The sequence below is a fragment of the Cryobacterium flavum genome, from assembly GCF_900103805.1.
Taxonomy (GTDB): domain Bacteria; phylum Actinomycetota; class Actinomycetes; order Actinomycetales; family Microbacteriaceae; genus Cryobacterium; species Cryobacterium flavum.
Genome location: NZ_FNIB01000016.1, coordinates 19868 through 45253, shown reverse-complemented (window position 1 = coordinate 45253; position 25386 = coordinate 19868). Strand labels below are relative to the sequence as shown.

20 protein-coding genes are annotated in these 25386 nt (G+C 63.4%); 13 read left to right on the top strand and 7 right to left on the bottom strand.

Going from position 1 to position 25386, the window contains the following annotated elements:
• Positions 1–106: 106 nt before the first annotated feature.
• Complete coding sequence (locus BLS91_RS17145) at positions 107–952, bottom strand: hypothetical protein (RefSeq protein ID WP_092341971.1); 846 nt, start codon at positions 950–952, stop codon at positions 107–109.
• A 561-nt stretch (positions 953–1513) separates the two neighbouring features.
• Here BLS91_RS17145 and BLS91_RS17140 point away from each other — a divergent pair.
• From BLS91_RS17140 to pip, 3 genes are read left to right on the top strand one after another with little or no spacing between them, the layout of a single operon-like run.
• Positions 1514–2779, top strand: a complete 1266-nt coding sequence (locus BLS91_RS17140; RefSeq protein WP_092341970.1) for a sensor histidine kinase — start codon at positions 1514–1516, stop codon at positions 2777–2779.
• 32 nt (positions 2780–2811) lie between these two features.
• Positions 2812–3462, top strand: coding sequence for a response regulator (locus BLS91_RS17135; protein WP_092341986.1), 651 nt, complete (start codon positions 2812–2814; stop codon positions 3460–3462).
• Positions 3463–3493: 31 nt separating this feature from the next.
• Complete coding sequence (pip, locus tag BLS91_RS17130; RefSeq protein WP_092341969.1) at positions 3494–4450, top strand: prolyl aminopeptidase; 957 nt, start codon at positions 3494–3496, stop codon at positions 4448–4450.
• A 22-nt stretch (positions 4451–4472) separates the two neighbouring features.
• On the opposite strand, the gene BLS91_RS17125 is transcribed toward pip, so the two are convergent.
• The 3 genes from BLS91_RS17125 to BLS91_RS17115 are packed head-to-tail and all read right to left on the bottom strand — an operon-like array spanning position 4473 to position 8004.
• Positions 4473–5987 (bottom strand): lipopolysaccharide biosynthesis protein, encoded by a 1515-nt coding sequence (locus BLS91_RS17125; protein WP_092341968.1) that lies wholly within the window; start codon positions 5985–5987, stop codon positions 4473–4475.
• A 5-nt stretch (positions 5988–5992) separates the two neighbouring features.
• Positions 5993–6991: a glycosyltransferase family 2 protein gene (locus BLS91_RS17120; protein ID WP_092341967.1), complete on the bottom strand. Its 999-nt coding sequence runs from the start codon at positions 6989–6991 to the stop codon at positions 5993–5995.
• Complete coding sequence (locus BLS91_RS17115) at positions 6988–8004, bottom strand: glycosyltransferase family protein (protein WP_241983039.1); 1017 nt, start codon at positions 8002–8004, stop codon at positions 6988–6990. The genes BLS91_RS17120 and BLS91_RS17115 overlap by 4 nt, the downstream gene beginning before the upstream one ends.
• 155 nt (positions 8005–8159) lie before the next feature.
• On the opposite strand from BLS91_RS17115, the gene BLS91_RS17110 reads away from it, so the two are divergent.
• Positions 8160–9119, top strand: a complete 960-nt coding sequence (locus BLS91_RS17110) for a glycosyltransferase family 2 protein (RefSeq protein WP_092341965.1) — start codon at positions 8160–8162, stop codon at positions 9117–9119.
• 18 nt (positions 9120–9137) lie between these two features.
• Here BLS91_RS17110 and BLS91_RS17105 read toward each other — a convergent pair whose 3' ends face one another.
• On the bottom strand, positions 9138–10547 hold the full coding sequence (locus tag BLS91_RS17105; RefSeq protein WP_134505188.1) for an oligosaccharide flippase family protein: 1410 nt from the start codon (positions 10545–10547) through the stop codon (positions 9138–9140).
• Positions 10548–10843: 296 nt separating this feature from the next.
• Between BLS91_RS17105 and BLS91_RS17100 the strand changes: the two genes are divergently transcribed.
• From BLS91_RS17100 to BLS91_RS17085, 4 genes are all read left to right on the top strand, one after another.
• The gene (locus BLS91_RS17100) at positions 10844–12112 is read left to right on the top strand and encodes a hypothetical protein (RefSeq protein ID WP_092341963.1); all 1269 of its coding nucleotides are present in this window, start codon (positions 10844–10846) and stop codon (positions 12110–12112) included.
• Positions 12105–13169 (top strand): acyltransferase family protein, encoded by a 1065-nt coding sequence (locus BLS91_RS17095; protein ID WP_158252759.1) that lies wholly within the window; start codon positions 12105–12107, stop codon positions 13167–13169. The genes BLS91_RS17100 and BLS91_RS17095 overlap by 8 nt, the downstream gene beginning before the upstream one ends.
• Positions 13170–13324: 155 nt before the next feature.
• Complete coding sequence (locus tag BLS91_RS17090; protein ID WP_139165827.1) at positions 13325–14290, top strand: right-handed parallel beta-helix repeat-containing protein; 966 nt, start codon at positions 13325–13327, stop codon at positions 14288–14290.
• A gap of 190 nt (positions 14291–14480) precedes the next feature.
• Complete coding sequence (locus tag BLS91_RS17085) at positions 14481–15770, top strand: right-handed parallel beta-helix repeat-containing protein (RefSeq protein WP_134505187.1); 1290 nt, start codon at positions 14481–14483, stop codon at positions 15768–15770.
• A gap of 85 nt (positions 15771–15855) precedes the next feature.
• Here the strand turns inward: BLS91_RS17085 and BLS91_RS17080 are convergent, their stop codons facing one another.
• The gene (locus BLS91_RS17080) at positions 15856–16317 is read right to left on the bottom strand and encodes an FAD synthase family protein (protein ID WP_092341985.1); all 462 of its coding nucleotides are present in this window, start codon (positions 16315–16317) and stop codon (positions 15856–15858) included.
• On the opposite strand from BLS91_RS17080, the gene BLS91_RS20245 reads away from it, so the two are divergent.
• On the top strand, positions 16267–16404 hold the full coding sequence (locus tag BLS91_RS20245) for a hypothetical protein (RefSeq protein WP_167552445.1): 138 nt from the start codon (positions 16267–16269) through the stop codon (positions 16402–16404). The two genes, BLS91_RS17080 and BLS91_RS20245, sit on opposite strands and share 51 nt — an antisense overlap.
• Positions 16405–16728: 324 nt before the next feature.
• Positions 16729–18621: a WD40 repeat domain-containing protein gene (locus BLS91_RS20060; protein ID WP_092341959.1), complete on the top strand. Its 1893-nt coding sequence runs from the start codon at positions 16729–16731 to the stop codon at positions 18619–18621.
• On the opposite strand, the gene BLS91_RS17070 is transcribed toward BLS91_RS20060, so the two are convergent.
• Positions 18618–19751 carry a glycosyltransferase family 4 protein gene (locus BLS91_RS17070; RefSeq protein ID WP_092341958.1) on the bottom strand — a complete coding sequence of 378 codons (1134 nt, stop codon included), beginning with the start codon at positions 19749–19751 and terminating at the stop codon, positions 18618–18620. The genes BLS91_RS20060 and BLS91_RS17070 overlap by 4 nt on opposite strands.
• A 174-nt stretch (positions 19752–19925) precedes the next feature.
• Between BLS91_RS17070 and BLS91_RS17060 the strand changes: the two genes are divergently transcribed.
• From BLS91_RS17060 to BLS91_RS17050, 3 genes are all read left to right on the top strand, one after another.
• Positions 19926–20636, top strand: a complete 711-nt coding sequence (locus BLS91_RS17060; RefSeq protein WP_134505184.1) for a hypothetical protein — start codon at positions 19926–19928, stop codon at positions 20634–20636.
• 205 nt (positions 20637–20841) lie between these two features.
• The gene (locus BLS91_RS17055; protein WP_092341955.1) at positions 20842–24312 is read left to right on the top strand and encodes a PKD domain-containing protein; all 3471 of its coding nucleotides are present in this window, start codon (positions 20842–20844) and stop codon (positions 24310–24312) included.
• Between the two features lie 97 nt (positions 24313–24409).
• Positions 24410–25360 carry a glycosyltransferase family 2 protein gene (locus BLS91_RS17050; RefSeq protein ID WP_092341954.1) on the top strand — a complete coding sequence of 317 codons (951 nt, stop codon included), beginning with the start codon at positions 24410–24412 and terminating at the stop codon, positions 25358–25360.
• Positions 25361–25386: the final 26 nt, after the last annotated feature.

The following is a 25386-nucleotide window of genomic DNA, read 5'->3' as shown; positions in this document are numbered from 1 at the left end:
ACGGACCCCTTCACTTGGGGCCGAACTACGGCCGAATTCTCAGACCGTGTCTCGATCAAATCTGAGCCGAATTGAATTGTCACTATGCGGGATTTCTTTCGACGAGTCAGGCGCAATCGGCGGCTGGCATCTCCCTGATAGTGGTGCTATTGAAGCCGCCGATCGGGATGCTCCAGCATGTGTATTGGTCCCGATTTATTGATGAACCCCACAAGTTCCCGAGTGCTGCGAGTGTGTCTTTTGCCGTGTTAACCCCAACGACGCCGCACAAAGCCTTAAAGACTTTCAGAACCACGCTCGGGACTTTAGTGAGGGCACAACCTGCGCCGGCGGAAGCTACAGCGATCGTACCTAAGGCCTTTACCACCGCTTCCCATTCATAACCCCACGCGGCGATTACCGGAAAGGGAATCCACTGGATACTCGGATCAGCAACGATCGGGAATTCAGCACCGTCGATCGCAATGGTTTGCTGGAGGATGTCACCAACGATTGTGTAAGAAGTTTGAACACGCGTGCCGTTCGCATCTAGGGCCCAAGGAACCTCAATGAAGGGGGTGAGGGTCCCCGATTCAGATTTCAGGTCAACTGAACCGTCTGGCTGGATGGACGGTTCAAAACCGATAGGCAAACTCAGCTCGAATTCAGCAATGTTGCCTTTCTCGAGTACCGTGATCAGGCTCTGCTGAGATCCGGACTGCTTGACAATGGAATCCGCGGAGAGGGCTCTGAGCATCGCGTAGGCGGCGTCGCCACTCGCCTCGATATGCGGGGCGCCGGGGGCTACACCGGCAATGACTCGTGTCTCCTTCGTCTCAGCGTCATTCGAAACTAGACCTGGCGATTTTCCTAGAGTCTTGTCAACCGTTGCGATCGTTTTCTGTAGCTGTGCGCTGGATGCCTGGATGCCTGCACTTTGCGGCGAGGCGCTTGCCGCCGCGGTCGACGTCACACTTGATGTCAGCAGGCTAGCTGTTACAACGCTTGCGACCCCGATAAATCGTATCTGCCAAGATCCTCTTACTCTGGTTTTCATTACTCTGCCCTAATTCTGTCGTTTCACAAGTCCTCGCCTCTAATTGGGCTTGTCTGTGAATTCACTCAAGGCTATTCCCGTTTAAACGGTGGGCGAATCCGGCTCAAGGAGGAGACTTATTGAGGTCGTGATCGGACGCGTCATACCTGCGTACTAGCTCAGAAAGACGAGGACTAGTACCTCGGCCCGACCTTCCTGCCAATATGCGTCGATAATAGTTCTTTCATGGCGAGTGAGTGCGTCGGTCGATATGAAATTGAAGCGGTCGCCCACGCGGTGCCGTTCAACCCGGACATGCCAATCCCATCGACCAAGACTCAATGAATCTGCTCGGTGCGCATGTTGTTATCCGCTCGAAATGGCGCACAATGGCAGCCCTAATGAAGGAAAGCTTTACCCCGCTCGCCACGGGATGCTCCTTGAATCATCGACGGAGCAGCTTTTCTGCCCGAGAGCTGGGGCACCTAGAGTCATTAGATGACCTGTATCACCTCGTCTAACGGACAATTCCCGCCGCCGGGGGGAGATGTGCGCCTGCCCACCCCTCCCGGTGCGGTGCGCCGGTTCTGGACCAGGCATCCCCACCTCGCCGACGCGCTCGTCGTGGCGATCTACGCTGTGCCGATGGCTCTCGTTCTGGTGCTCAACCTGTTCGACGCCGAGCCTGCACCCGTCCGTGAGGTGCTCCTCAACGCCGCCATCATGCTCGTTCTGGCCGTTGCCCTGTACTTCCGTCGACGGATGCCGCGGCTCGTGTTGGCCCTGACCTGGCTCAGCCTGCTCACCTTCGCCGACTACGGCGAAGTCCACCTCATCGCACAGTTGCTCGCGCTGTATGCGGTCGCGGTCTACTCCGACGTGCGGAGCGCGTGGGCCGGTTATGGGGCATCCGTGCTGCTGGCCGTGCTGGCAGCGTGGCTCACCGACAACCCCGACGAGGTGCGCTGGATACCGGTGGCCATCCAGGTGGCCATTATGATGCTCGCCGCCACCCTGGTCGGCATCAACATGGGAAACAGCAAACGGTACGTCGTCTCGTTGCTCGACCTGGCCGCGCAGTTGACCCGTGAGCGCGACCAGCAGGCGCAGCTGTCCCGCATCTCCGAGCGGGCCCGCATCGCGAGCGAGATGCACGACGTCGTCGCGCACAGCCTGTCGGTCATGGTCGCTCTCGCCGACGGTGCCCACGCAATCGCGCCCAAGGATATCCAGCGATCCCGGGCGGCCATGCTCGACGTCGCCGCCACTGGTCGCCGATCCATGACCGAGATGCGGCGGCTGCTCGGGGTGCTCGATGTCGGCACCGAGCCGGCACCGCGCGCCCCACAACCGGGTATCGACCAGCTCGCCGACCTGGTCGAGTCTTTTCGGTCCACCGGGCTGCCGGTCGTGCTGGAGCGCAGCGGCCGTGATCCCGCCAACCCGAGCGTGCAGCTGACCATCTTTCGACTGGTGCAGGAATCACTCACCAACGTGCTGCGCTACGCCGATACGCCCACTCGGGTCGTGGTGCGGCTGGACTCGACGCCGGACACCATCGAGGTCACGGTCAGCGACAACGGTCGGCAGCACGAGCGACCGAACACCCAGTCCTTCGGGCGGGGATTGATCGGAATGCAGGAGCGCGTCGCCATCTACGGCGGCACCTTCGAAGCCGGAGCTGGCGTTCGTGACGGCTGGCGCGTGCACGCGACGATGACACTGGACGAAGAAGTCCACCAGTTTGTGGCGGAGGACACGTGACCGCCACGATTCTGCCGGCACCGATCCGCATCATGCTTGTCGACGACCAGGCGCTCCTGCGCGTGGGGTTTCGGATGGTGCTAGAAGCCGAAGACGACTTCAGCGTCGTCGAGGAAGCGGGCGACGGCGCGCAGGCAGTCGCGCTCGCCGCCAGTGCGCGCCCGCAGGTCATTTTGATGGACGTGCGCATGCCGGGGCTCGACGGCATCGAGGCGACCCGGCAGATCATGGCGGTCCAGCCCGAGACCCGCATCATCATCCTCACCACCTTCGACCTCGACGAGTACGCCTTTGGTGGGTTGCGCGCTGGCGCGAGCGGCTTCCTGCTCAAGAACGCCGAGCCGGGGGAGCTGATCACCGCCATCCGCACGGTCGTCTCGGGGGAGGCATCCGTTTCACCACGCGTGACGCGGAGGCTGCTTGACCTCTTCGGCACCCAGCTGCCACTCGTCGACGCCGAAAACGGATGCGCCGCCCAGGCCCTCGCGGCCCTCACCGAGCGGGAGACCGAGGTCTTCCTCGCCATCGCCGAGGGGCTCTCCAACCCCGAACTGGGCGAGCGGTTCTTTCTCTCCGAGTCGACCGTGAAGACCCATGTCGGCCGAATCCTGCATAAACTCGGCCTGCGTGACCGGGTGCAGGCCGTCATTCTGGCCTACGAACAGGGCCTGGTCGGCCGCTGAACCCGGCAGGCGCGTGGCATAGGCTCGACGCATGCGTACTTTTTACCCCGAGCTTGAACCCTACGAAACCGGCATGCTCGATGTCGGCGACAACCAGACCATCTACTGGGAAGCCTCTGGCAATCCAGACGGCAAGCCGGCGGTCTATCTGCACGGCGGGCCTGGCGGCGCGTCCGGCCCTGACCAACGTCGCGTGTTCGACCCGGCGAAGTACCGCATCATCCTGTTCGACCAGCGCGGCTGCGGCCTGAGCACGCCGCACGCGAGCGAGCCCGACGTTGACCTCAGCGTCAACACCACCTGGACCCTCGTGGCCGATCTGGAGAGATTGCGCGAGTACCTCGGAATTGACCGTTGGCTGGTCTGCGGCGGATCCTGGGGCAGCACCCTCGCCCTCGCCTACGCCGAGACCTACCCCGAGAAGGTCACCGAACTCGTCGTGCGTGGCATCTTCACCCTGCGCCCGGTCGAACTCGACTGGTTTTATGAGGGCGGCGCCGCGGCCATCTACCCCGACCTGTGGGAATCCTTCCTCGCGCCCGTTCCCGAGAATGAACGCGGTCACCTGATCGAGGCGTACGGCCGGATGCTGCACGACCCCGACCAGTTCGTGCGCGAACGTGCCGGCGTCGCCTGGGCCACCTGGGAATCGTCGACGATCACCCTGCTGCAGGAGCCCGACAAGATCGCGCACTTCTCGGACCCGGCGTTCGCGGTGGCCTTCGCCCGCATCGAGAACCATTTCTTCGCCAACAAGGGCTGGTTCACGCCGAACCAGCTCATCGACAATGCTTCCCGCCTCGCCGATATCCCCGGCGTCATCGTGCAGGGCCGCTACGACATGTGTACTCCAGCCTTCACCGCGTGGGACCTGCACAAGAACTGGCCGGAGGCCGACTTCCGCCTGATTCCCGACGCCGGTCACGCCTTTGACCAGCCCGGAATTCTCGACGCCATCATCGAGGCGACGGACCGCTTCGCTGGTTAGCCGGGCGTCTGCCGCGCACCTGTCAGGCTGATTCGCCGCGACCCCGTACGAGGCGCATCGCGTCGATCACGCCAGCCAGGTCGCGGCGGATGCGCGGCACCAGGAGGCCGGCGAGTGCGTAGGTGGCAACCACGGTGATGAACGCCGCCAGCACCTGCGGCACCGCGGGCCAGCTCGATCCCCACTCGACGACGAACCAGGCGATGGGCGTGGCGATGCTCGCGATGGCGAGTACGCGATAAGCCCCGCCGAATAACTGCCGGGTCGGAATACTCGTGCGGCGTGACAGCCACCATAACGAGATCGGCCACTCGATCGCCGGAGCGATGGCATAGCCGAGGGCGATTCCCACGACGCCCCCGGTGGAGCCGACCACCACGCAGGTGATCTTGATGAAAGCCCCCAGCAGGGAGAATCGAAACAGGTCGGCGGTGAGCGCCCGCGACAGGTACACCCAATACCCCACGAAGGCGAGGGACTGGAAGATGCCTGCGATGGCCAACAGCCGCAGAATCGGGGCGGCCGCTGCCCACTGCGGTCCGAGAAACACAGCCGTGATCGGTTCGGCCGCGCTCGCCACAACCGCGAGGGCTGCCACCAGGGTGTACCCGAGCATCAGCTGGCCGCGGCACAGCCAGTCGCCGAACCTGACCGTATCGTCGCTGAGCCGCGAGAGGATCGGAAGGGCCACCGTGGTCAGGGGAAGGCGTACCTGATTCACGCCGGTCATCAGCAACTGGAACGCCCGGCTGTAGATGCCAAGCGCGACCGGTCCGAATCGGAGGCCAATCAGCAGATTGTCCACGTTGTTGCTCAGATAGCCCACGAGTTGGGCGGCCACCATGTTCCAGCCGTAGCGAAGGAACCCACCGATCGGTGCGTCCCGGCGGGGCCGGCCCGGAATCCACCGCGCGGAGAGTACCAGCAGGATCAGCGTGACCCCGGCCTGGGCCAGCTGCTGCACCACGATCGCCCAGTAGTGCCAGCCGAGAAGCGCAGCGCCGATCGCCAGGGTCAGCGCCACCGCCGGCGCCACCACGTCGATCGCAGAGATCCTGACGAACCGAAGCTGGCGAACGAGGTCTGCACGGTACTGGGTTGCGCATCCGTTTATCACAAAGGTCAGCGAGAGCGCCTGCGCGATCGGACCAATCGACGATTGGCCGTAGGCCGCGGCCAGCACACCTGACCCGGCGCACACCAGACCGGCCAGCGCAATTCCCAGACCCACGTTGACCCACCACAGGTTGTCCCGCTGCTCCCGCGACAGCGACGGCGCCTGGATCGCGGCGGAGGACAGGCCGAAGTCACGCAGCAGCTCGCCCACACCGACGACGGTGATCACCATGGCGATGAGTCCATAATCGCTGGGGCTGAGCAAGCGCGCCAGGACCACGACGGAGGCCAGCTGGATGATCGCCTTGCCGGCCTGCCCCCCGAGAACCACGGTTGCACCACGCATCGCTCGCGCACCGAGGCCGTCCGGTCGCCGGTCGCGCAGCTGGGGGCCGCGCTGGCCCGGTGCCGTTTTTACCATCGTGATCAGTCCTGGACCGTCGAGGTGGGCCTGGCATACTCCTGATAGGTGAATCCCCAGGCACCCGCGACCATTCCCGCTCCGCGGAACACCGCGCGGAGACCGCGCGCTTCGTGGCGCAGCGACCCGGTCGCCAGGCCGAAGATTCCGCGCGCGCAGCCGCCGCCGATGCGCGTCAGCCCGCCTATCGTGTGTTTCACGCGACCCCCCACCCGTTGCGCCCCCGTTTCAGCCAGAAATACGGCCACGAGGCTCGTGGTGTTGCCGTGGCTCAGCGTGCGCATGAGCACCCACCGTCGGCCAGACCGCTCGACCGGGACGAAGTCGGTCGCTGCCGACTCTTCGCACCACACGATTCGGGCCTTCCGACGGGTGAGTTGATGACTGAACAGGGAATCCTCGCCGCCACACAGTCCCAGACGCACGTCGAACCGTAAGCCGAGATCGCGCACCTGCTGCAGGTCCAGCAGCAGATTATTGGTGGCGGCCACTTCAATTTCGGTGCCGGTTGTCATGCTCCGTCGTCGAAAGAAGCTGCCGGCCGCCACCCACGGGTCGAGATCGCCCGAAAACTCCGGAACGATGCGTCCCATCACAGCGGCTGCCCGGGATGAACGCCAGGTGGCGACGAGGGGACGCAGCCAGTCAGCGGTCGGGCGCTCGTCATCGTCGATATAGACGAGCAAGTCGGAGTCGCCGGTCTCGTCGAGCGCGCGGTTGCGTGCTGCGGCGATGCCGGGTTCCGGCTCGATCACGTAGCGCACGAGGTCTGCATCGAGCGTCGCGACGAACGTTCCGGCGCTGCCGTCGGCGTCATTGTCGACGACCAGAATGTTCGCGAGTACCGAATGATCGGCGTTGATGGCACGAACCTGCTCGACAATGGCCGGCAGGCCACGACGCAGCCCCTCCGGTCGCAGATAGGTCAACACGGCCACGGTGAGGGTGACGACCTGACGGGCCGGGTCCGCGCGCAGCGGATCGGCATTCGTGGGGAATGTCATGTCGGGTTCGCCATCGCCACGGCCAAGCGGTACGCCTCCACATGCTCGATCCCCGCGCGTGCCCAGTCACGGGCATTCAGATTCGGCGGCTCCCGCACGGTGTTGGCGTGCATCAGTGCCATCGTCTCCACGATCGCCGTGGCGCTGATCGCTCCGGAGTAGCGATACACCCAGCCGGGCCCGACCTCCGCTGCGAGACGTTGGTTAGTCGCATTGTCGGGCACCAGGATGGCGCGACCGAGCGAAAGCGCGGCCAGGGCTCCGCCGGAATTATGCATGAACCGGTACGGCAGAACCACCAGCTCCGCTGACGTGACGAGATCAACGAACTTCCGATCTTCCAGGAACCTGAGATCGATGGTGATGCGCGGATCACCCGCAGCGAGCGCGGTCACCTGCCGGGCGAGCTCGGCGCTCGAGGGCAGACCGCCGATCCGCAGGGTGAGTCCGTGTGAAATCGCATCCGTTTGGCGAAAAGCTTTGACCAGGTCCTCCACCCCCTTGTAGCGGCGAATCCACCCGGCGAATCCGATCCGACCCTCAACCATGGGTGCGCGCGGATGGTTGGCGTACCAACTCAGGTAGTGCCCGTGTCGAATCGTGGTGGCGCGCAGGCCGGTCGCACCGGCGGTCGTTTCGTTGAGACGAATCCGCAGTGCCGTCTGTCGATCGAGAAGAGTAAGCAGAACCTCCTGGCGCCGAGACAGCCCGACGGGACGATGCAGATTATGCATGGTGCGCACAATGGGCGTGCGAGTGAGGCGTAGTCGGCAGACCAGGGCGAGGGTGAGGGCTTGCCGCGCCAGTTGCCGCGCCGGGGTTCGGCCGGTGACCAGGATTTCCGGCCAGTGCACATGGAAGACATCGAACCGAGCTCCCAGCGCGGTGCGCCATCGAAAGTTCAACACCGTCACCTCCGGCGCGTCTCGCAAGGCATTGCCGAGCATGGACAAGTACGGGTTGGTGGTCGGTCGGGGGGTCGGAAATGATTGGAGCACGGTCAGTCGTGTCACGACCACCCTCTCGTCGGCGGCGCCTAAGGCGCCCACAGCGCCGCGCGGACACACTCTATTGCCCCACCGGCCTCCAAGTCGAATTTTCGTCAGTTTGACGAAACAGCTCCCGATTCCAGTCGGCCCGCATCTCCCGCATCTGCAACACTGAGCGGATGACCGTCCCGGCATTCGACACGCTCGCCATTGTGGTGGTGAACTTCGCGTCCTGCGCGCTCCTGGAGAGCAATCTGGTCCCCCTTGCTCGGTCAGTGCCCGCCGCGCAGATTGTGGTGGTCGACAACTTCACCCATCCGCGGGAGAGGGAACGCCTGGTCGAAATGGGTCAGCGCGAAGGCTGGGCTGTCGTGCTGTCCGACGCGAACGACGGTTTCGGCGGGGGCATGAACCGCGGCGTGGAACGGGCACTCGAGCTCGGTCGCACCGCGTTCCTGCTACTCAACCCCGACGCCGAAATTGCTGCTGACCAGGTGGGGGTTCTGCTGGCGGAGGCCCTGGCGCATCCGCTCACCCTCGTTGCCCCGCGAATCCTGCGGCCAGACGGATCCGTGTGGTTCGACGGTTGCGACCTCGATCTCAATGACGGCCGGATCCGCGCCCTGCGGCACCGGGCGAGCCACCCCGACGCGCGGGTCACGCCGTGGTTGAGCGGGGCCTGCTTGCTGGTCAGTGCCGCGCTCTGGAGTCGGGTCGGCGGGTTTGGCACGGAGTATTTTCTGTATTGGGAGGACGTCGACCTGTCCTGGCGGGTGCTGCAGGCCGGCGGTGACGTGCGGGTGTGCGCCGAGGCGGTGGCGGTGCATGCGGAGGGCGGTACCCAGGGAGCCGGAATCGAGCGTACAGCGCAGGGCAAATCAAACGCCTATTACTATTTCAACGTGCGTAATCGGATGCTGTTTGCCGCACGCAACCTGACGACTGAGGATGCCGCACGGTGGCGGCGTCACAGCACCCGGGTCGCCTGGGAAATTCTGCTGCAGGGCGGGCGTCGTCAGTTCCTGAGCTCTCTGCGGCCGTTGGCCTCGGCCGCCCGCGGCCTCAGAGATGGCCGCAAGATTCTGCTTGGCGCTCAGGGACTGACAAAATTACGCGCTGCCAAACGTGTGCGCGACTAGCAGTCAAGCGGATGCCGGTCAGCGCGTCTTGCGGCGCAGCATCCGCTTGCCGTAGCGACCGATGGTGGCAATGTCCGAGCGGCGCAGTCCATAGAACTGCAGCACGCCGATCCCGAACACCCTCGACAGGAACAACAGGTTCAGGTTGCTCGTGATGACGTTTCCGGCGAGTGTCGTGAGCGCCGCACCCATCGCGCCCAGCAGCGGCGCGAGAACAATGAGCAACGCGACATTGATGACGCAGGAAATGGTGAGTGCGAGGCTGCGCAACCCGGGGCGACCACGCGCGCTGAGGCCGGCGCCGGCAATGGAGCCCGGCGTGAGGAGCACGACCGCCACGAGGAGCACTGCGGCAATCGGGATCGATTCGCGAAAACCTTCTCCGAACAGAAACGGCAGCCACCACAGCATGGAAACTCCGAGTACGAGCGCGGCGAACGCCGACAGCGCCGTCGAGATTCGGGCAGACGAACTGAGCCGGTCATCGACGGACTCAGCTGCTTCGTTGACGAACGACACGTCACGTACCGCGTGGTGAATGATCAGCGGCAGCTCGCTGATGCTCACTGCCACGACGTAGAGCCCGAGCTGGTGCGTACCGGCGAGCGGCGTCATGAGCACCTGATCGAGACGGGTGAGCAGCACGCCAGACAGCGAACCCACCCACATTCGGCTCCCGTAACTGAGGAGACCGAGCATGCGAGCCTCGGGCGGAACCTGGAGGGCCCTCGGGTCAAGGCTGCGCATCCGCCCGATATAGACAAAGGCGCCCACCACCGGCATGGCTGCAACAGTGACGGTGGCCACGAGCGGGGTGAGCGTCCCCGTGAGCCAGAACGGGATGAGCACTGCGAGGCGCAGAGTCGACGAAAGGATTCGCTCCACGGACACGAGCCGCCAGCTGTTTGTGGCCGAAGCAACTCCGCGCAGAATCCCCACGAGAAGATTCGGCACGATGGCCAAACTGGCCACCACGATCAGACTTTGGACATCCGGGTCACCGCCGCTCAAAAGGGGCGGCGAGAAGACAATGGCGGCGGTAGCGAATAGTCCGGCGACGAGCAGAATGAGCATGCCGCGACCTGCTGCGTTTCGCGCCGAGGCCGGCTTGCGGGCGATCGCCCAGGTGACGGCTTCCGGAATTCCAAAAGTGGCGAGGGTGACGAACAGCGCCAGCGGCGCTGTCGCAGCAGCCACGGCACCGCGGCCGTCCACTCCGAGTGCCTGCGCCAGAATGGGGCCGGAGAAGAGTGCGACGAGCGGTGGAAAAGCGTTGCCTAGCAACGCGACCGTCATATTGCGCGAAACGGTGCCCGTCCGATTGGGGAGCAGGCCGGCCTTGCGTTGTGGCGGAGCTGCGGGTGAGGCGTCCTCGAGCAAGGCGGTGGCTCCCGTTGGGTCAGAGGCTGGATCAAGCTGAAACGCCACTGTACACGCAGCATGACAGCGGGAGGTGACCCCCGATCGGGGGGATCAAATGGGCGAATCCGCTCGGCGCTGACCTTGATCCCGCGCCCACATGGACCTACTGTTGTGCCGATGCGGTCGCGCGGCAGAGACAATACCCGAATTGTTTCGGGCGCGGCCCGGTGCGGGGCCCGAAGACCTACATGTGCGAGACGACCAAACAGCCGGTGACACCACAGCGCTTGGCAGCGAAGAAGTCACTACGGGAGCCGTTCCCTCCTGATTTTCCTCCCGGCTCCAGTCAGCTGCCTGCACCAGTGGTGCCACGCTCAAGCAAGATTCTCGCCGTCATCGTCGTGTTTTTGATCGGGTTGCGCTTGGACCTACCGCTCGGCATCACCGTGGGCTACCTCGCTGCCGCAGCACTCATTCCGCTCTGGCTGCCGATGCTTGGTCGGTATCGGGGCGCGCTGACTCTCATGCTGGTCGGCCTGGTCGCGGTCGGCTCTGGAATCTGGCTGTCCGCACTCGCCGCTCCGACCCATGTCATCGCACCGGGCGAGCTGGCCGGAAATTCGATCGGCCTGGTGGGCATCCTGTTCTCCTTCGGTTTCCTGCTCTGGGCGCGCAGCGTGTTGCCAGACCCCTGGGTGGCCCTGTGGTTTGGGCTCGGTCTCCTCTCGGGAGTCACCACCGACAACGAACGCTTTTTTGACAATCCGTGGCGCTTCGGATTCTCCTTCGCCCTCACAGTGGTCATCCTCGCCGTCGCACACATTCTCAATCGCCGGTGGTTCGACCTTCTGGCCGTGCTCGGTCTCACCGGTTTATCGATGCTCACCGATGCTCGTTCCTCATTCGCGATTCTGCTGCTGACCGCCATACTCGTCGCCTGGCAGATGCGCCCAACCAGTCGACGTCGCTTCCTGCGATCCCGGTCCGGAGCCGGGGTCGTGGTAGCCATTGGCGTGCTCGCGATCGTGGTGTACAACCTGGGACAATCGGCCATCGTTGCAGGACTGTTCGGCGAAGCCACCCGCCTTCGGACCGTCGACCAGCTCAACACGGCCGGATCACTCATCCTGGGCGGGAGACCGGAACTGGCCGCCACGGCTTCCCTCATGGCGCATCAACCCTACGGATTCGGGGCCGGTACGCTACTGAACCCGACCGACGTGCTCGCAGCCAAGACGGGAATGGCGTCTATTAACTACGCCCCCGACAACGGCTACGTTGAGAACTACATGTTCGGTGGCAATATCGAACTTCATTCGGTCCTCGGCGATCTGTGGGCACGATTCGGCATCCCCGGGCTGGTACTGGCCGGTGTCATCCTGTTTCTGGTCCTGCGGGGCGTCGGAGCGGCGGTGGCCGTGAACCGGGCCAGCGGAATTCTCCTTTTCCTCGTGGTGAACACCGTCTGGGTATTCTTCTTCGGCCCGCTGTACACCGCCGCGCGACTGCTCATCCTGGTGCTGGCATTGGTGCTGATTCCCAAGGACTCACTGACGCCGAAACTCCGCGATCGACAGTGGGCAGGGCTGCGTCGGTTTATCAGGTCGAAGGAATCGTTGCCGCGTGACTGACTCGGCATCCGTCGCCGTTTCCGGCCGGCCCCGTGAAGCCTGGATCGACGTGGCGAAAGGGGTCGCGATCACCCTGGTCGTGCTCTACCACGCGGTCATGTACCTCGACGGGGTCGGCCTGGCCGGCGCAATGGCACCCCTCAATCCCCTGCTCGACACCTTTCGCATGCCGCTGTTCTTCTTCATGTCCGGCATTCTCGCGGCCACAGCCATTCGGCTGCCCTATTGGCAGCTCTTTCGAAAACGGATGTCGCTGCTGCTGTATCTCTACGCGGTCTGGGTGGCCGCCCAAACCCTGTTCCTGCTCGCCCTGCCGCCGATCAGCCCCGACGGGCCCAATGCCAGCTGGACCAACCTGGTCACGCTGTTCATTCGCCCCAGTTCGAACCTCTGGTTCATCTACGCTTTGCCCATCTTCTTGACCGTGGCGTGGCTGACCCGGCGGTGGAATCCGCTCATTCCGGTTGCCGTCACTGGCGTCCTCGCGGTGTTGTTCGGCTCGCAAATTCTGCACACGGACACGCCGTGGGACAAGATGGGTCGCTATCTGGTCTTCTTTCTGGCGGCGATCTGGCTGGGCCCCCGTGTGCGTCGGATGGTGCCGCACATTCGCTGGTGGCACATGGCCGTGGTGTGCGGGGTCTACCTCGGCATCGTGCTCATCATGGTCAAGCTGTCCCTGACGCGCGTGCCGTTCGTCCTGCTGTTCGTGAGCATTCTCGCCGTCCTGGTCGGAGTCAGCGTGGCTGTCGTCGTGGCCCGCGCGCCCGGGTTCGATTTTCTCCGCGTGCTCGGAACCCAAACTCTGCCGATATATCTGGTCCACACTTTTCCCATGACGGCCCTCGCGGCAGTCCTGATGGCGACCGGCGTGAGCCTGCCGACGGTGGCGGCTACGGCCCTTCCTGTGTTGCTGTGCAGCTTTGCGATCATGTTTGCGTTGGCCGCGTACCGGAGGCTGGCAGCCGTGCCGGGAATCTTCACCGTGCCCGTTGCCTCCTGGGTAGACACATCGGCCGTGGCTCAGCGGGCTGAGCAAGCCGAAGCATCCGCTTAGTAGCCAAATCTCGTGCTCGAAGCATCTACGTCACGGTGGGCCCAGCGAGAAAGGTTGACGAATTATCACTATTGGGTAACACTCTAATAACTATCGGTGACTCCCTACGGTTGCTTCACGCGCATTCCCGAACGTGCACGACACGAAATGACTTAATGCCAAATCGCACAACGCGCTCGCATCGTCCTAGCCACACCAACTCAACACCTAACCAGCACCAACGACACCCCCGCATTTTTGTTCGCAGCAGGTTTCTTGTCGGCGCCTCGGCCATTGCCGCTACCGCCTTTGCCTTGACCGGGATCGTGAGCCCAGCGCAGGCGGTGACCGCTGTACACTTCCGCACCGCGACGGCGGGCGCGACCACAACGGGGGTCCCATCGGGCACAGCCCTCACGGTGCATTCGGGCGACCTGACGATTACCAAGGCCGGCACTATCGTGAGCGGTCTCGACATACGCGGCCTGGTCAAGATTCAAGCGGCCAACGTCACAATCAAGAACTCAATCGTTCGAGGTCGCACCATGAATGCTCCCGGCGCCCTAATCAATAACCTCGGTGGATTCTCGGGATTGAAGATCACCGATACCGAGTTGTACCCGTCCAACCCTTCTCCCGACGTGAACGGCATCTACGGCTATAACTTCACGGCAACGCGAGTGGAAATACACGGCGTGATCGATGCCGTACACATCACCGGAAGCAACGTCACAATCCAACAATCGTGGCTGCATAGCAATTTGCACTACACGAACGACCCGAATCAAGGTGGGTCGGCCAGCCACGACGACTCGATTCAGATTCAAAAAGGCTCCAACATCCGGGTGATCGGAAACACGATCAGCGGCGCGCACAGCGCGGGAGTCCAGATCACCCAGGACAGAGGTGATGTCTCCAATTTCACGTTCACCAACAACAACGCCGACGGCGGAAAATGCACGATCAACATCGCGCAAAAAACCTACGGCCCGATCTACGGCGCGGTCATCACTGACAATAAATTCGGCCGCAACACCAGGGTTGTGAATTGTGCCATCATCTCACCCTCAACAACCAAAATTTCCACGGCGCGCAACTACTACACACCCGACAGCAAGATTGTCTCGGTGCACACTGGATAGTGAGCAGGGAATTGTGACCCGCGAACGGCCCTGAAGTTGCGCCCGATATGGGCCTATCCACCATTCCGTTTGACCGTTATGACTGATACGGAATGCTCCCGATCGGCTGCCCCTACGGCGGCCCCGCACAGCACGCCCCGAAGCGTGTGCCGGACACGAAAAAAACAACCCCATGGTAATCAATTCGAAATTGTCCACAGGCTTACCCGCCGAAAAAGCTATCACTACGATCAGCAAGAAGCGTCGTTTCGCCTCCAGACTGGCCGGAGCCTCCCTAACGGCCGCTGTCGTCATCGGTCTCACCGGTGTTGCACTCGGTTTGGGCCAGGCGCACCCTGCCGGGTCTTCCCACGCAGAAAACGACATCGCGTCGAACAGCCGCAGTGCCGTGGCTGCCACACAGGCCGCTGAAAGCGATGCCGACCCGTTCGCCTCGGACGCGCGCACAACCATCGTCCCCGTCGTCTCCTCCGCCTCCGGGTTGGACCGCGGGGAGTGGCGCCGTCTGATCGGGCGGCTGTTCCCGCCGGTCCGACCGGCGCCCGCCGACCCGACACTCGCTCCAACGCCGGTACCGACCCCGGCTCCCGAACCGGTTCCCCTTCCCAATCCGGTTCCGGCCCCGATCGTCGTTCCGGTCCCGGTTCCTGTTCTCGCGCCCGTGCCGGTCCCCGCCCCAATTCCGACCCCCATCGTCGCGGACTCCGGCACACCGGGACCCACCAATACGGGCGTCCCCGCCGGTCCCGACCTCACCGTGCACGACGGCGACCTGCGCATCACGACGCCGGGCACGGTGATCAGCGGCCTTGACGTTCGGGGCATGATCACGATCGAAGCGCCCAACGTGACTATCAAAGATTCCATCGTGCGCGGTCGCAATCTGAACGGTCCCATGGCCCTGATCGACAACCTGGGAGGGTACGCCAATCTGAAGATCATCGACACGGAGCTGTTCCCCTCCTCGCCGTCACCAGACGTTCAGGGGATCTACGGTTACAACTTTGCGGCCACGCGCTTGAATATTCATGGCGTGGTGGACGGAATCCATTTGACGGGAGGCAACGTCGATATCTCAGATTCGTGGCTGCACGACAATCTTCATTTCGAGCGGGATCCCAATCAGGGTGGAACTCCGAGCCACGACGATTCGATTCAAATCCAGGAAGGTTCAAATATACGAATCGACGGCAACAGGTTTAGCGGCGCGTGGAATGCCACGGTGCAGGTCACCCAGGATCGCGGTAACGTTTCGAACCTGACCTTCACGAACAACATTGCAGACGGCGGAAAGTGTTCCATCAACCTGGCCGAGAAGGACTTTGGGCCGATCAAGGGGGTTGTCATCTCTGACAACTCGTTTGGCCGAAACACGCGAGTCGACGATTGCGCCGTGATTGCGCCATCATCAACAAAGGTTTCCATGGCCCGCAACTACTACGCCCCGGATGACATGCCCGTCGAGGTGCACCCGGGGTGACCGGCTGATTCCCTTGGGCAGCGCACACAACAGGAGCGGGCCCCTCATCGAGGAATCCGCTCCCGTTGTGGTTCGGCTGGTTGCGTTAGGAGGTACTGGTCCGTGGCTGCTGCCAGAGCGAGGCTGCCTCAGGGCGAGTGAGCGCGTCAAGTGCGCGGCGCAGTATCGTGCTCGACGTGTTGACCGTATACGGAAAGTACACGACATCGACTCCGACCTCGGCGAACTCGTGCTCAAGGCGAACCCCTCGCGGTGTGCCGCGCCAGTCATCGCCCTTGAAAAACACATCAAAGTCCAGCTCGCGCCACGTTTCCAATTTGTCCTCGACGACCTCGGCGACTGCCTCATCGACGAAGGAAATGTGCCCCACGATCTCGAGGCGCTCGACGAGCGGCACGACCGGAGACACGCCCTTGGTTAGCTGAAGCATTTCATCCGAAACCACGCCGGCGATCAAGTAGTCACACTGGCTCCTTGCGTGCTTGAGGATATTGAGATGTCCGACGTGAAAGAGATCAAAGCCGCCAGCCGCGTAACCGATCCGCAGGCCGTTCTGTCGGGCCGTGAGCCGCCCAGGGAGCTGATCGCCAGCAAGATTCCCCACGTCGGGGCGGCCGGGGACGATCTCGTGTGAAATATTCGGGTTCGATGGAGCCAGGGGGGTGTGATTTGGGTGCTTAGGGGTCACTGAATGCTCAGATTTCTCTCAGGCTGCAGCGTGAGCTTCAACAGGATTCGGGTAAGAGAGGTAGTGAGAAATCCTAACCTTTATCCGGCTGCCTGACTAGGGGCGAGGGGGAACGACGCGGCGTTCGACTACACGCGCGGCGGCAAGTCCAATTTTCGCAAAGGCAGAGATTTCTTGTGGTGTAAGCCCAAGAATCTGGAACTCAAGTATGATCACTGCACCACGGGGCTGCTCGACGGCCACCGTGCAAGTTGAAGTTGAGGTTCTCTTATGGCGCGGCCCTGGCGCTCTCCGGCAATAGCAACGATCGCTACAGCAGCCCTGCTGGCGACGATTTTTTTTGGTACCGGCACCGCGCAAGCGGACACGGCCCCCCCGAGCGCTTCCATCCCTAGAACCGTCGCTGCCGATGCGCTGCCCACAGCCCAGATCAACGGTGTGGTGTGGACGCAATTGATTGTCGGAAACACCGTCTACGTCGGCGGTGAGTTCACGCGTGCGCGCCCCGCCGGAGCCTCCGCGGGAACGAGTGAGGTATCGCGCAACAATCTGCTCGCGTACGACTTGTCGACCGGTGTCATGACCTCGTTCAACCCCAGCGTCAACGGCGCGGTGAGAGCGATCACCGCGGCACCGGATGGGTCCCGCGTATATATCGGCGGCGCCTTCACCAAGGTCGGTGCCGAGACGCGAACTCGGTTGGCGGCCTTCAGCACCGCCACCGGTGCTCTCGCGAATGATTGGAAGCCAACGGCAAACGGCACTGTCCGGGCCCTCGGCGCGAACGGGAGCACAATCTACGCCGGGGGCAGTTTCACAACGGCCAACGGGCAGTCGCGCCAGAGGATCGCATCGTTCACTGGTTTCACCGCAACTCTCGGCGCCTGGAAGGGTACCGTGCCCGATGGTGCTGTGAACGCTCTGACCATTTCACCCAACGGCGACCGGGTGGTCATCGGCGGTTCGTTCACGTCGTACAACGGCGCGACCGCGCCGGGGTACGGAATGGCTGCCACGATCTCGAGCACGGGCGCCGCAACGTCCTGGAACATCGGAAAACTCATTAAGAATGCTGGCGTGAATGGTTCCATTCTGTCGCTCACGTCCGATTCTGGCGGGGTTTACGGCACCGGGTACGACTACGGCGCCGGTGCCATGTTTGAAGGCACCTTCCGTGCCAGTTGGAGCAGCGGCAATATCATCTGGATCGAGGACTGTCACGGTGACACGTATTCGGCCGCTGCCGCAGGCGACGTCGTGTACACCACCGCGCACGCACATTTCTGCGGAAACATCGGGGGATTCCCAGAAACCAGTCCACGATCGTATCACCGCACTCTGGCCTTCACGGCGAATGCAACGGGCACCATCACCCGGAACAGCACCGGCGGTAGCTACTTCAACTTCGAGGGACGCCCCCGCCCGTCGCTGCTGACCTTCTACCCTGACATTAATGCCGGATCCTTCACCGGCCAAAACCAGGGGCCGTGGAATGTAACGGCTAACTCCCAATACGTGCTCTACGGCGGCGAGTTCACGCTCGTCAACAACAAGAAACAGCAGGGTCTCGTGCGGTTCGCGGTGTCGGCCATCGCACCAGACAAGGAAGGGCCGAGGGTATCCGGCGCGAGTTTCACTCCGGCGCTCACCTCTCCGAGCGCCGGAACTGTCAGAGTCAGCTGGACCTCCAACTACGACCGCGACAATGAGCTACTCAGCTACGAAGTGCTGCGAAACGGCGTTGTCGTGCGTACGCAAACGGGCCTCTCCTCAGACTGGAGCCGTCCGACGATCACGTGGACCGATACGGGCCGTACCGGAGGTACAACCTATTCGTACCAGATTCGGGTGACTGATCCCTTCGGCAACACCGTCACTGGCGCCGCCGCGAGCGTGAAGGCCGCTGGCGCCGTCGCACTCACGGAGACACCGAGCCCAACCCCAGTGACCGACAAGGAAATCGCCGCTGATCTGAACCTAGTGCCGGCACCGGAAGTGGTTGATCCGAAGGCTGTTCCTGTTCCTGTTCCTGTTCCTGTTCCTGTTCCCGTTCCTGAGGCGGAGCCTGCTCCGAAGGTCGTTCCCGACAAGCAGATAGTGCTGGAGCCTGACCTGGATCTCGATCTGGAGGTGGTGCAGGCGCCGAAACACAGGCAGGGCTAGTTCGCGCGCGCTGTTCGTTGGTTCGATCGAACGCCAGCCTGGGTCACGACCCGGGTCAGAAGCATAAGTCGCCGTTCCAGAGAGAACTTGGGGTTGACCGTCGACGGCGTCGGGAGGGTGGTCCTCGCTCGGATGGACTGCTCCAGTCGCTCCAGTGCCGACACAATGTCGGACACCGGGGCGCCGCTGCGGGCGACACCGATACCGCCGACAATGGGCAGAACCTCCCCGGCGCCTCCGTCAGCGAAGCCGATGGCGCGCACTCCCACCCGCCACGCTTCAACGGGGACGAGGCCAAACGGCTCCGGAGTCGACGGAAAGCAGGCGACAGCATCGATTTCTCCGGCGATCGCTGCGACGGATGCTGCCTCGCCCCGATACTCGATGCGTGCGTCTCCCGCAATCAGATCCAGCACGGCGTCCAGAGCCGCTTCCTGCCCAGGAAACGGTGCACCGAACAGTAACAGGCGCCACGAGGCACTGAAAGGAGGGCAAGCCGGCCGTGTTTCGGGGCTGAGCGACTGCAGCGCGCGCACCACCTCAAGGTGCCCCTTGTGGCCGTTGACTCGTCCAACGACGGCGATCGTGAGCGGGTCATGTGGTGCCTGCGCTTCGACCGTTGTCACCGGTTCGAACACGGGCGACGTAACGGTGAGGCGCGAACGGGCGACCCCATTGCGCTCAAGCCACGTTGCGGTCGCTTCGCTGCAGGCGCAGATCGGAAAACGGCCGGGTGCCAGAAGTGCCCGCACAAGGAGGTTGCCGACGCGACTGAGCAAGAGCTCGTGCACCGAGACATAGAAATTCTTCCGCTTTGCGCGAAGTAGGGGGATATAGACGGCGAGGGCGAGCGTCCAGATGACGACGAGATCAGCGTCAACGACTTCCGGCCGCAACCGAATTGGGTGCAGGAGGTCGGAGATATTGCTACGCCTCAGCACGGCCAGGCCCGGGTCAACGATTACGGTCGCCTCCAGGCCGGCCTGGCTGATTTCGTGGGCGAGCGGTCCGGTCTGCGGCACGACTACGACCACGGTGTGCCCGACATTGACCAGGCAGGAGATTTCTTGAATGAGCACTCGGGTGGCCCCGTAGGTGTCGTTGCTCCCGTGCAGAATGGCGATGCGCATGTCTGGGCCTTATCAATAGTGGGCAGTTTTCACACACTGTACAGGTAGCGGCGTGTGCCCCAGACGGGGTTCACCTGCCCCCTAGGAATGAGGGGCCTGAGCGTGTATAGATGGCTGCACGACGTCTCACGCCCGATTCGTTTTTCGATCGGGCCCCCACTCTGGAGTTTGAACATGGCAGTGCAACACCCCGTCGACGACAGCACTGGCAGCACGAGCCGGCGGCGCAGATTGTGGTGGATCTTTGGGTGCGGTGTGCTGGTCCTGCTCGTGGTCATAGTGCTCGTCGCTAATTCCTGGGCGTCGCAACGCGCCGATTCGGACGACGGCGTCTCGATGCCGTCAGCGACGAGTCCATCGCCGTCGCGGACTGCTTCTCCCACACCGGCACCGACGAAGAGTCCCACGCCGGCGCCCCCCGTGCCGAGCGCTCCGGACCCGGCGGCCGGAATCGGCGTTCCGTCCACCGAACTCGCTCCACCCCAGGTTCAGGCCCCTGTTCCGCTGGCGGATCCGGCGGCAGCTGTACCCGGTGTCGTCTTCAGCATCAGCGAACTTGAGTCCGTCGCCGGCGAGGCACGCGGTCCGGGCGAAGTTGCCGGGCCCTCACTCCGATTCGCCGTAACCGTTCGCAACGACACTGCGGTGTCGGTGTCGTTGACGTCGACGGTGGTCAACTTCTACTACGGGGGGGAGCAGTCGCCAGCGACTGAGCTCGCTGCCCCCGGAGGAGTTCCGCTCCCCGATGCGGTCTCCGCGGGAGGTGCGGCGCGCGGGGTGTTCATTTTCAACGTCCCCGACGATGGTCGTGACCGTGTGCAGATTGCCGTTGACTACTCGGCCGGTGTGCCGATCGTGCTGTTTGAGGGCCCGGCGCCGAAATAACCGATCCTCGAGGTCGACTGCCCCCCATCGGGGGTATTCCAGACTGAGAAAACCTCACTAGACTCCGTTGAATGCGATGGCCACCCGACGGCCCCGCTCCTCCTCCGAGTAAGGAAACTCCGTGGGATCTTTGTTCGCGTCTCGCACGAATCGCGCACGTCCAAGTTTGATTCGCGAACGATCAGCACGCGCTGGCGTCTTCGGCATGATGACCGCACTCGCGGTGGTCGCCGCCACCCTCACGGTGCCACTTCAGGCGGTCGCGGACACCGCGCCGGTTGATTCGACCACCCCGGTGACCATGGCCGCAGATTCCCTGCCGACCGCGCAGATCAACGGTGTGGTGTGGACGCAGTTGATCGTGGGTAACACCGTCTACGTGGGGGGTGAATTCACCAAGGCCCGCCCAGCTGGTTCCGGCGTTGGCGTGAACGAGGTAGTGCGCACCAACCTGCTCGCCTACAACTTGACGACGGGGGTGCTGATTCCGACCTTCAGCCCCAACCCCAATGGTGCCGTGCGAGCACTCGTCGCCTCCGCTGACGGTACCCGCATCTTTGTCGGTGGCTCGTTCACCAGCATGAGTGGTGTTGCCCGGTATCGACTGGCGGCTTTTGACGCCGGCACCGGGGAGCTCGTACCGTCGTTTGCTCCGGTGCTGAACGCCCAGGTCAAGGCGCTCGGTATTTCTGGAAGCACGGTCTACGCCGGCGGAACCTTCACGACGGCTGGCGGGCAGGCACGCAGTCAGATCGCGTCCTTCGACGCGTCCAACGGCGCGCTGAAAGCCTGGGCTGGAACCCCAGACGGCGGCGCAGTCAACGCGCTCACCGTCTCGCCCGATGGCACCAAGGTAATCATTGGCGGAGCGTTCACCTCGTACAACGGTGGCGTGAATCCCGGCTATGGAATGGCAGCCCTCGACGCCGTCACGGGCGACTCCCTGCCCTGGGCGGTCAACTCCCTGCTGCGCAACGGCGGGCTCAACGGGGGGTTCACGAGCCTGACGTCTTCGACCGATGGCGTGTTCGGCACGGGCTATGACTACGGGGCCGGCGCCAACTTCGAAGGCACCTTCCGGGCTGACTGGTCGAACGGTTCCATCATTTGGATGGAAGATTGCCACGGCGACACCTACTCCGCCGCACTCACCCAAAACGTTGTATACACCACCGGTCACGCCCACTATTGCGGCAATATGGGCGGGCCGGTCGAGACCGCGCCGCGCACCTACCACCGCACCCTGGCTTTCACCATGGCGACGACCGGTTTGCTCACGCCGAATGCCGTGGGCAGCTATGACAACTTCGTCGGAAAACCGCGCCCGAGACTGCTGAGCTACTATCCCGAGATCAACACCGGCACCTATACCGGGCAGGGGCAGGGGCCCTGGAACGTTGTCACCAACAGTCAATACCTGCTGTACGGGGGTGAATTCACCAACGTCAACAACAAGGGACAACAGGGCCTGGCCCGATTCGCCACCGCTGCAAGCGCGCCGAACAAAGAGGGTCCGCGGGTGGCCAATGCGGCCTTTGTCGCCTCGGCCTTCGTGCCCGACGTTCAGTCGCTGTCGAGCGGAACCGTGCGCGTCGCCTGGAAGTCCGCCTACGACCGTGACAACGAGCGACTCAACTATGAGGTGTTGCGCGATGGAGTCTCGGTCGGAACGATTTCTGGGCTGTCCGTGGACTGGTCCCGCCCGAGCATGGGATGGACCGATACCGGGCTCACCCCCGGCCAGACCTATTCCTACCAAGTCAGGGTGAGTGACCCCTTCGGAAACGTTCGCACCGGAGGTCCGGCATCCGTGACCGTCTCTGCGACTGGTGAGTACAGCGCCTATGCGTCCGCAGTGCGCGCCGACTCGCCGACGTCCTACTGGCCCCTCGGCGAACCGAGCGGAACGACGGCCTTCGACTGGGCCTCGGCCGCAAACGCCCAGACCGGCACCGGTGTGACTCGGGACGTCACCGGTGCCCTCGCCGGTAACTCCGGCTCCGCGTCGCGGTTCAGCGGCACCACCACCGGGTTCGCGGCATCGAGTGCGTTTGAAACGCCGCGGGACGCATTCAGCGTCGAGTCCTGGGTCAAGACGACGACCAGACGTGGCGGCAAGATCATCGGACTTGGCAGCAGCACGACGGGGAATTCCACCGCCTATGACCGTCACGTCTACATGGACAACTTCGGTCGCATCTGGTTCGGTGTCAAGCCGGGCACCCTGCGCACAGTCAATACGACCTCTTCCTACAACGACGGGCAGTGGCACCACATCGTGGCCAGCGTCGGCGTCAATGGGATGTCCCTGTACATCGATGGGGTGCTCGTCGCCCAACGCACCGACACGACATCGGCTGCTCCGATCCAGGGCTATTGGCGCATCGGCGGTGACAATCTGAGTGGCTGGACCAGCCGACCTCTGAGTGACTATATCGCCGCTGACATCGACGAAGTGGCCGTGTATCCAGCAGCGCTCGGGGCGGCATCCGTAGCGAATCACTACAACATCGGGCGATCCGGTCCGCCGGCAAATATGGTGCCAGAGGCTGCGTTCACCGCCGCCATCAACAACCTGGCACTCACCGTGGACGGCGCCGGATCAACGGATTCCGACGGCACCATCACGGGCTATAGCTGGAATTTCGGGGACGGAACCAACGCGACCGGAATCACTGCGGCGCACAGCTATGATACTGCTGGCTCGTACACGGTTACCCTCACGGTGACCGACAACGCGGGAAGCACTGCCAGCACGAGCCGGTCGGTGGTCGCCAACGATCCGCCGGCAAACGTGCCGCCGACGGCCGCATTCAGCTACCGGACTGCGCCACTGGCAATCTCGGTGGATGCATCCGCTTCAACCGACCCTGATGGAGTCACCACCGGTTACGCCTGGTCGTGGGGCGACGGCACGAACTCGACCGGGATCACGGCCACGCACAGCTACACCGTGGCGGGCAACTATCAAGTCTCCCTCACGGTGACCGACAGCTCTGCCGCAACAGGGTCGACGACGCAGGATGTGCTCGTTCCCAACGTCGACCCGAACCTTCCCCTGGCGACTGACGCGTTTTCCCGAGTTCTTAGTAGCGGGCTCGGCACCGCCGACAGCGGTGGGGTCTGGACCACGACCGGATCGTCGGCGAACTATTCCGTCAGCTCCGGTTCGGGGCGGTTCAAGTCCGCGGCCGGGGCCACGCTCAATGGGTACCTGTCCGGTGTCTCATCGGCTGACACTGACGTCAGTGTTTCGGTTGCCCTGCAACAGGACGCCACCGGGTCGGGAGCGTACGCATCGGTCATCGGCCGACGCGTCGGAACGGATGACTACCGAGCCAGGGCCAAGGTCTTGGCGACCGGCGTCGTGCAGTTGCAGCTGATGCGCGGGGCAACAACCTTGACCGTGCAGAACATTTCGGGCCTGACTTACACCACAGGATCACAACTTCGACTCCGAATTCAGGTCTTCGGCACCGCGCCGACGACGATTCGGGCCAAAGTTTGGAGTGCCGGCGGTACGGAACCGGCGGCCTGGCAACTCAGCACCACTGATGCCACGGCCGCGATGCAGGCAGCGGGTTCCGTCGGTCTGGCGTTCTACCTCGGGTCGACGGCCACGGTGACGCCGGTTACGGCGGCCTTCGACGATCTAGTCGTCACGCGCATGAACTGACCGTCGCCGAGACGGGCGGGAGTGAAGAAAGTGTACGGATGGAGAACGGTGTTCGTGAAGGATTCGGATCGGCGCAGTGCTGAAATTGGGGGAAGTCATGAATAGCGGGTATCCAAATACCGCGATCCGGGTGGTGATTTCGGTCCTCACCTACTGCCGCCCCCAAGACCTTGAGGAGCTGTTGCCTGAACTTCTCGAACAAGCCGGTACCGTTCCTGGGCCGGTCGAAATTCTGGTCGTCGACAACGATCCTCAGGGGGGAGCCCGCGACCAGGTGGCTGCGGCCAACACCTCGGACAGTCCGGTGCCGGTACGCTACGTGCACGAACCAAATCCCGGTATCGCGTCGGCTCGCAACCGGGCATTGACGGAGGCGGCAAAGGCCCAACTGCTGGTCTTCATTGACGACGATGAGCGCCCCACCGCGAAATGGCTCACCCAGCTTCTCGACACCTACTCGACGTTTCGCCCGGCCGCCGTGGTCGGTCCGGTGCTCTCTCGGTACGATACCGAGCCTGACCCGTGGATTCGCGGCGGCGGCTTCTTCGAACGTCGGCGATTCGCCACTGGCACTTCGGTTTCGCTCGCCGCCACCAACAACCTGCTGCTCGACCTCGTGGAGGTGCGCCGTCTGGGTCTGCGTTTCGACGAACGGTTCGGACTTTCCGGCGGCTCCGATTCGCTGTTCACCCGGCAGCTGCACCGACGGGGAGGGCAGATGATCTGGTGCGACGAGGCCGTTGTCATCGACGTGGTTCCGGCCGACCGGCTCACCCACGAATGGGTGCTGCAACGCGCTTTCCGCATGGGCAACACCTGGAGTCGAATCAACCTGGACGACACCGAGAATGGCGAGCGGATGCTGGTTCGGTTCACCCTGCTCGTTCGTGGAACGGTACGGGTGTTGGGCGGGCTTGCCCGCTACCTGGCCGGTTTGATCGTCGGGCAGCTGCCGCAGCGCGCCAGAGGATTACGAACCGCCGCCCGCGGAGCCGGCATGCTGAGCGGTTCGGTCGGATCGGTCTATCACGAGTACAAGCGCAGCTGAGCGCGACGGCTCGCCCCGTAAGGGGG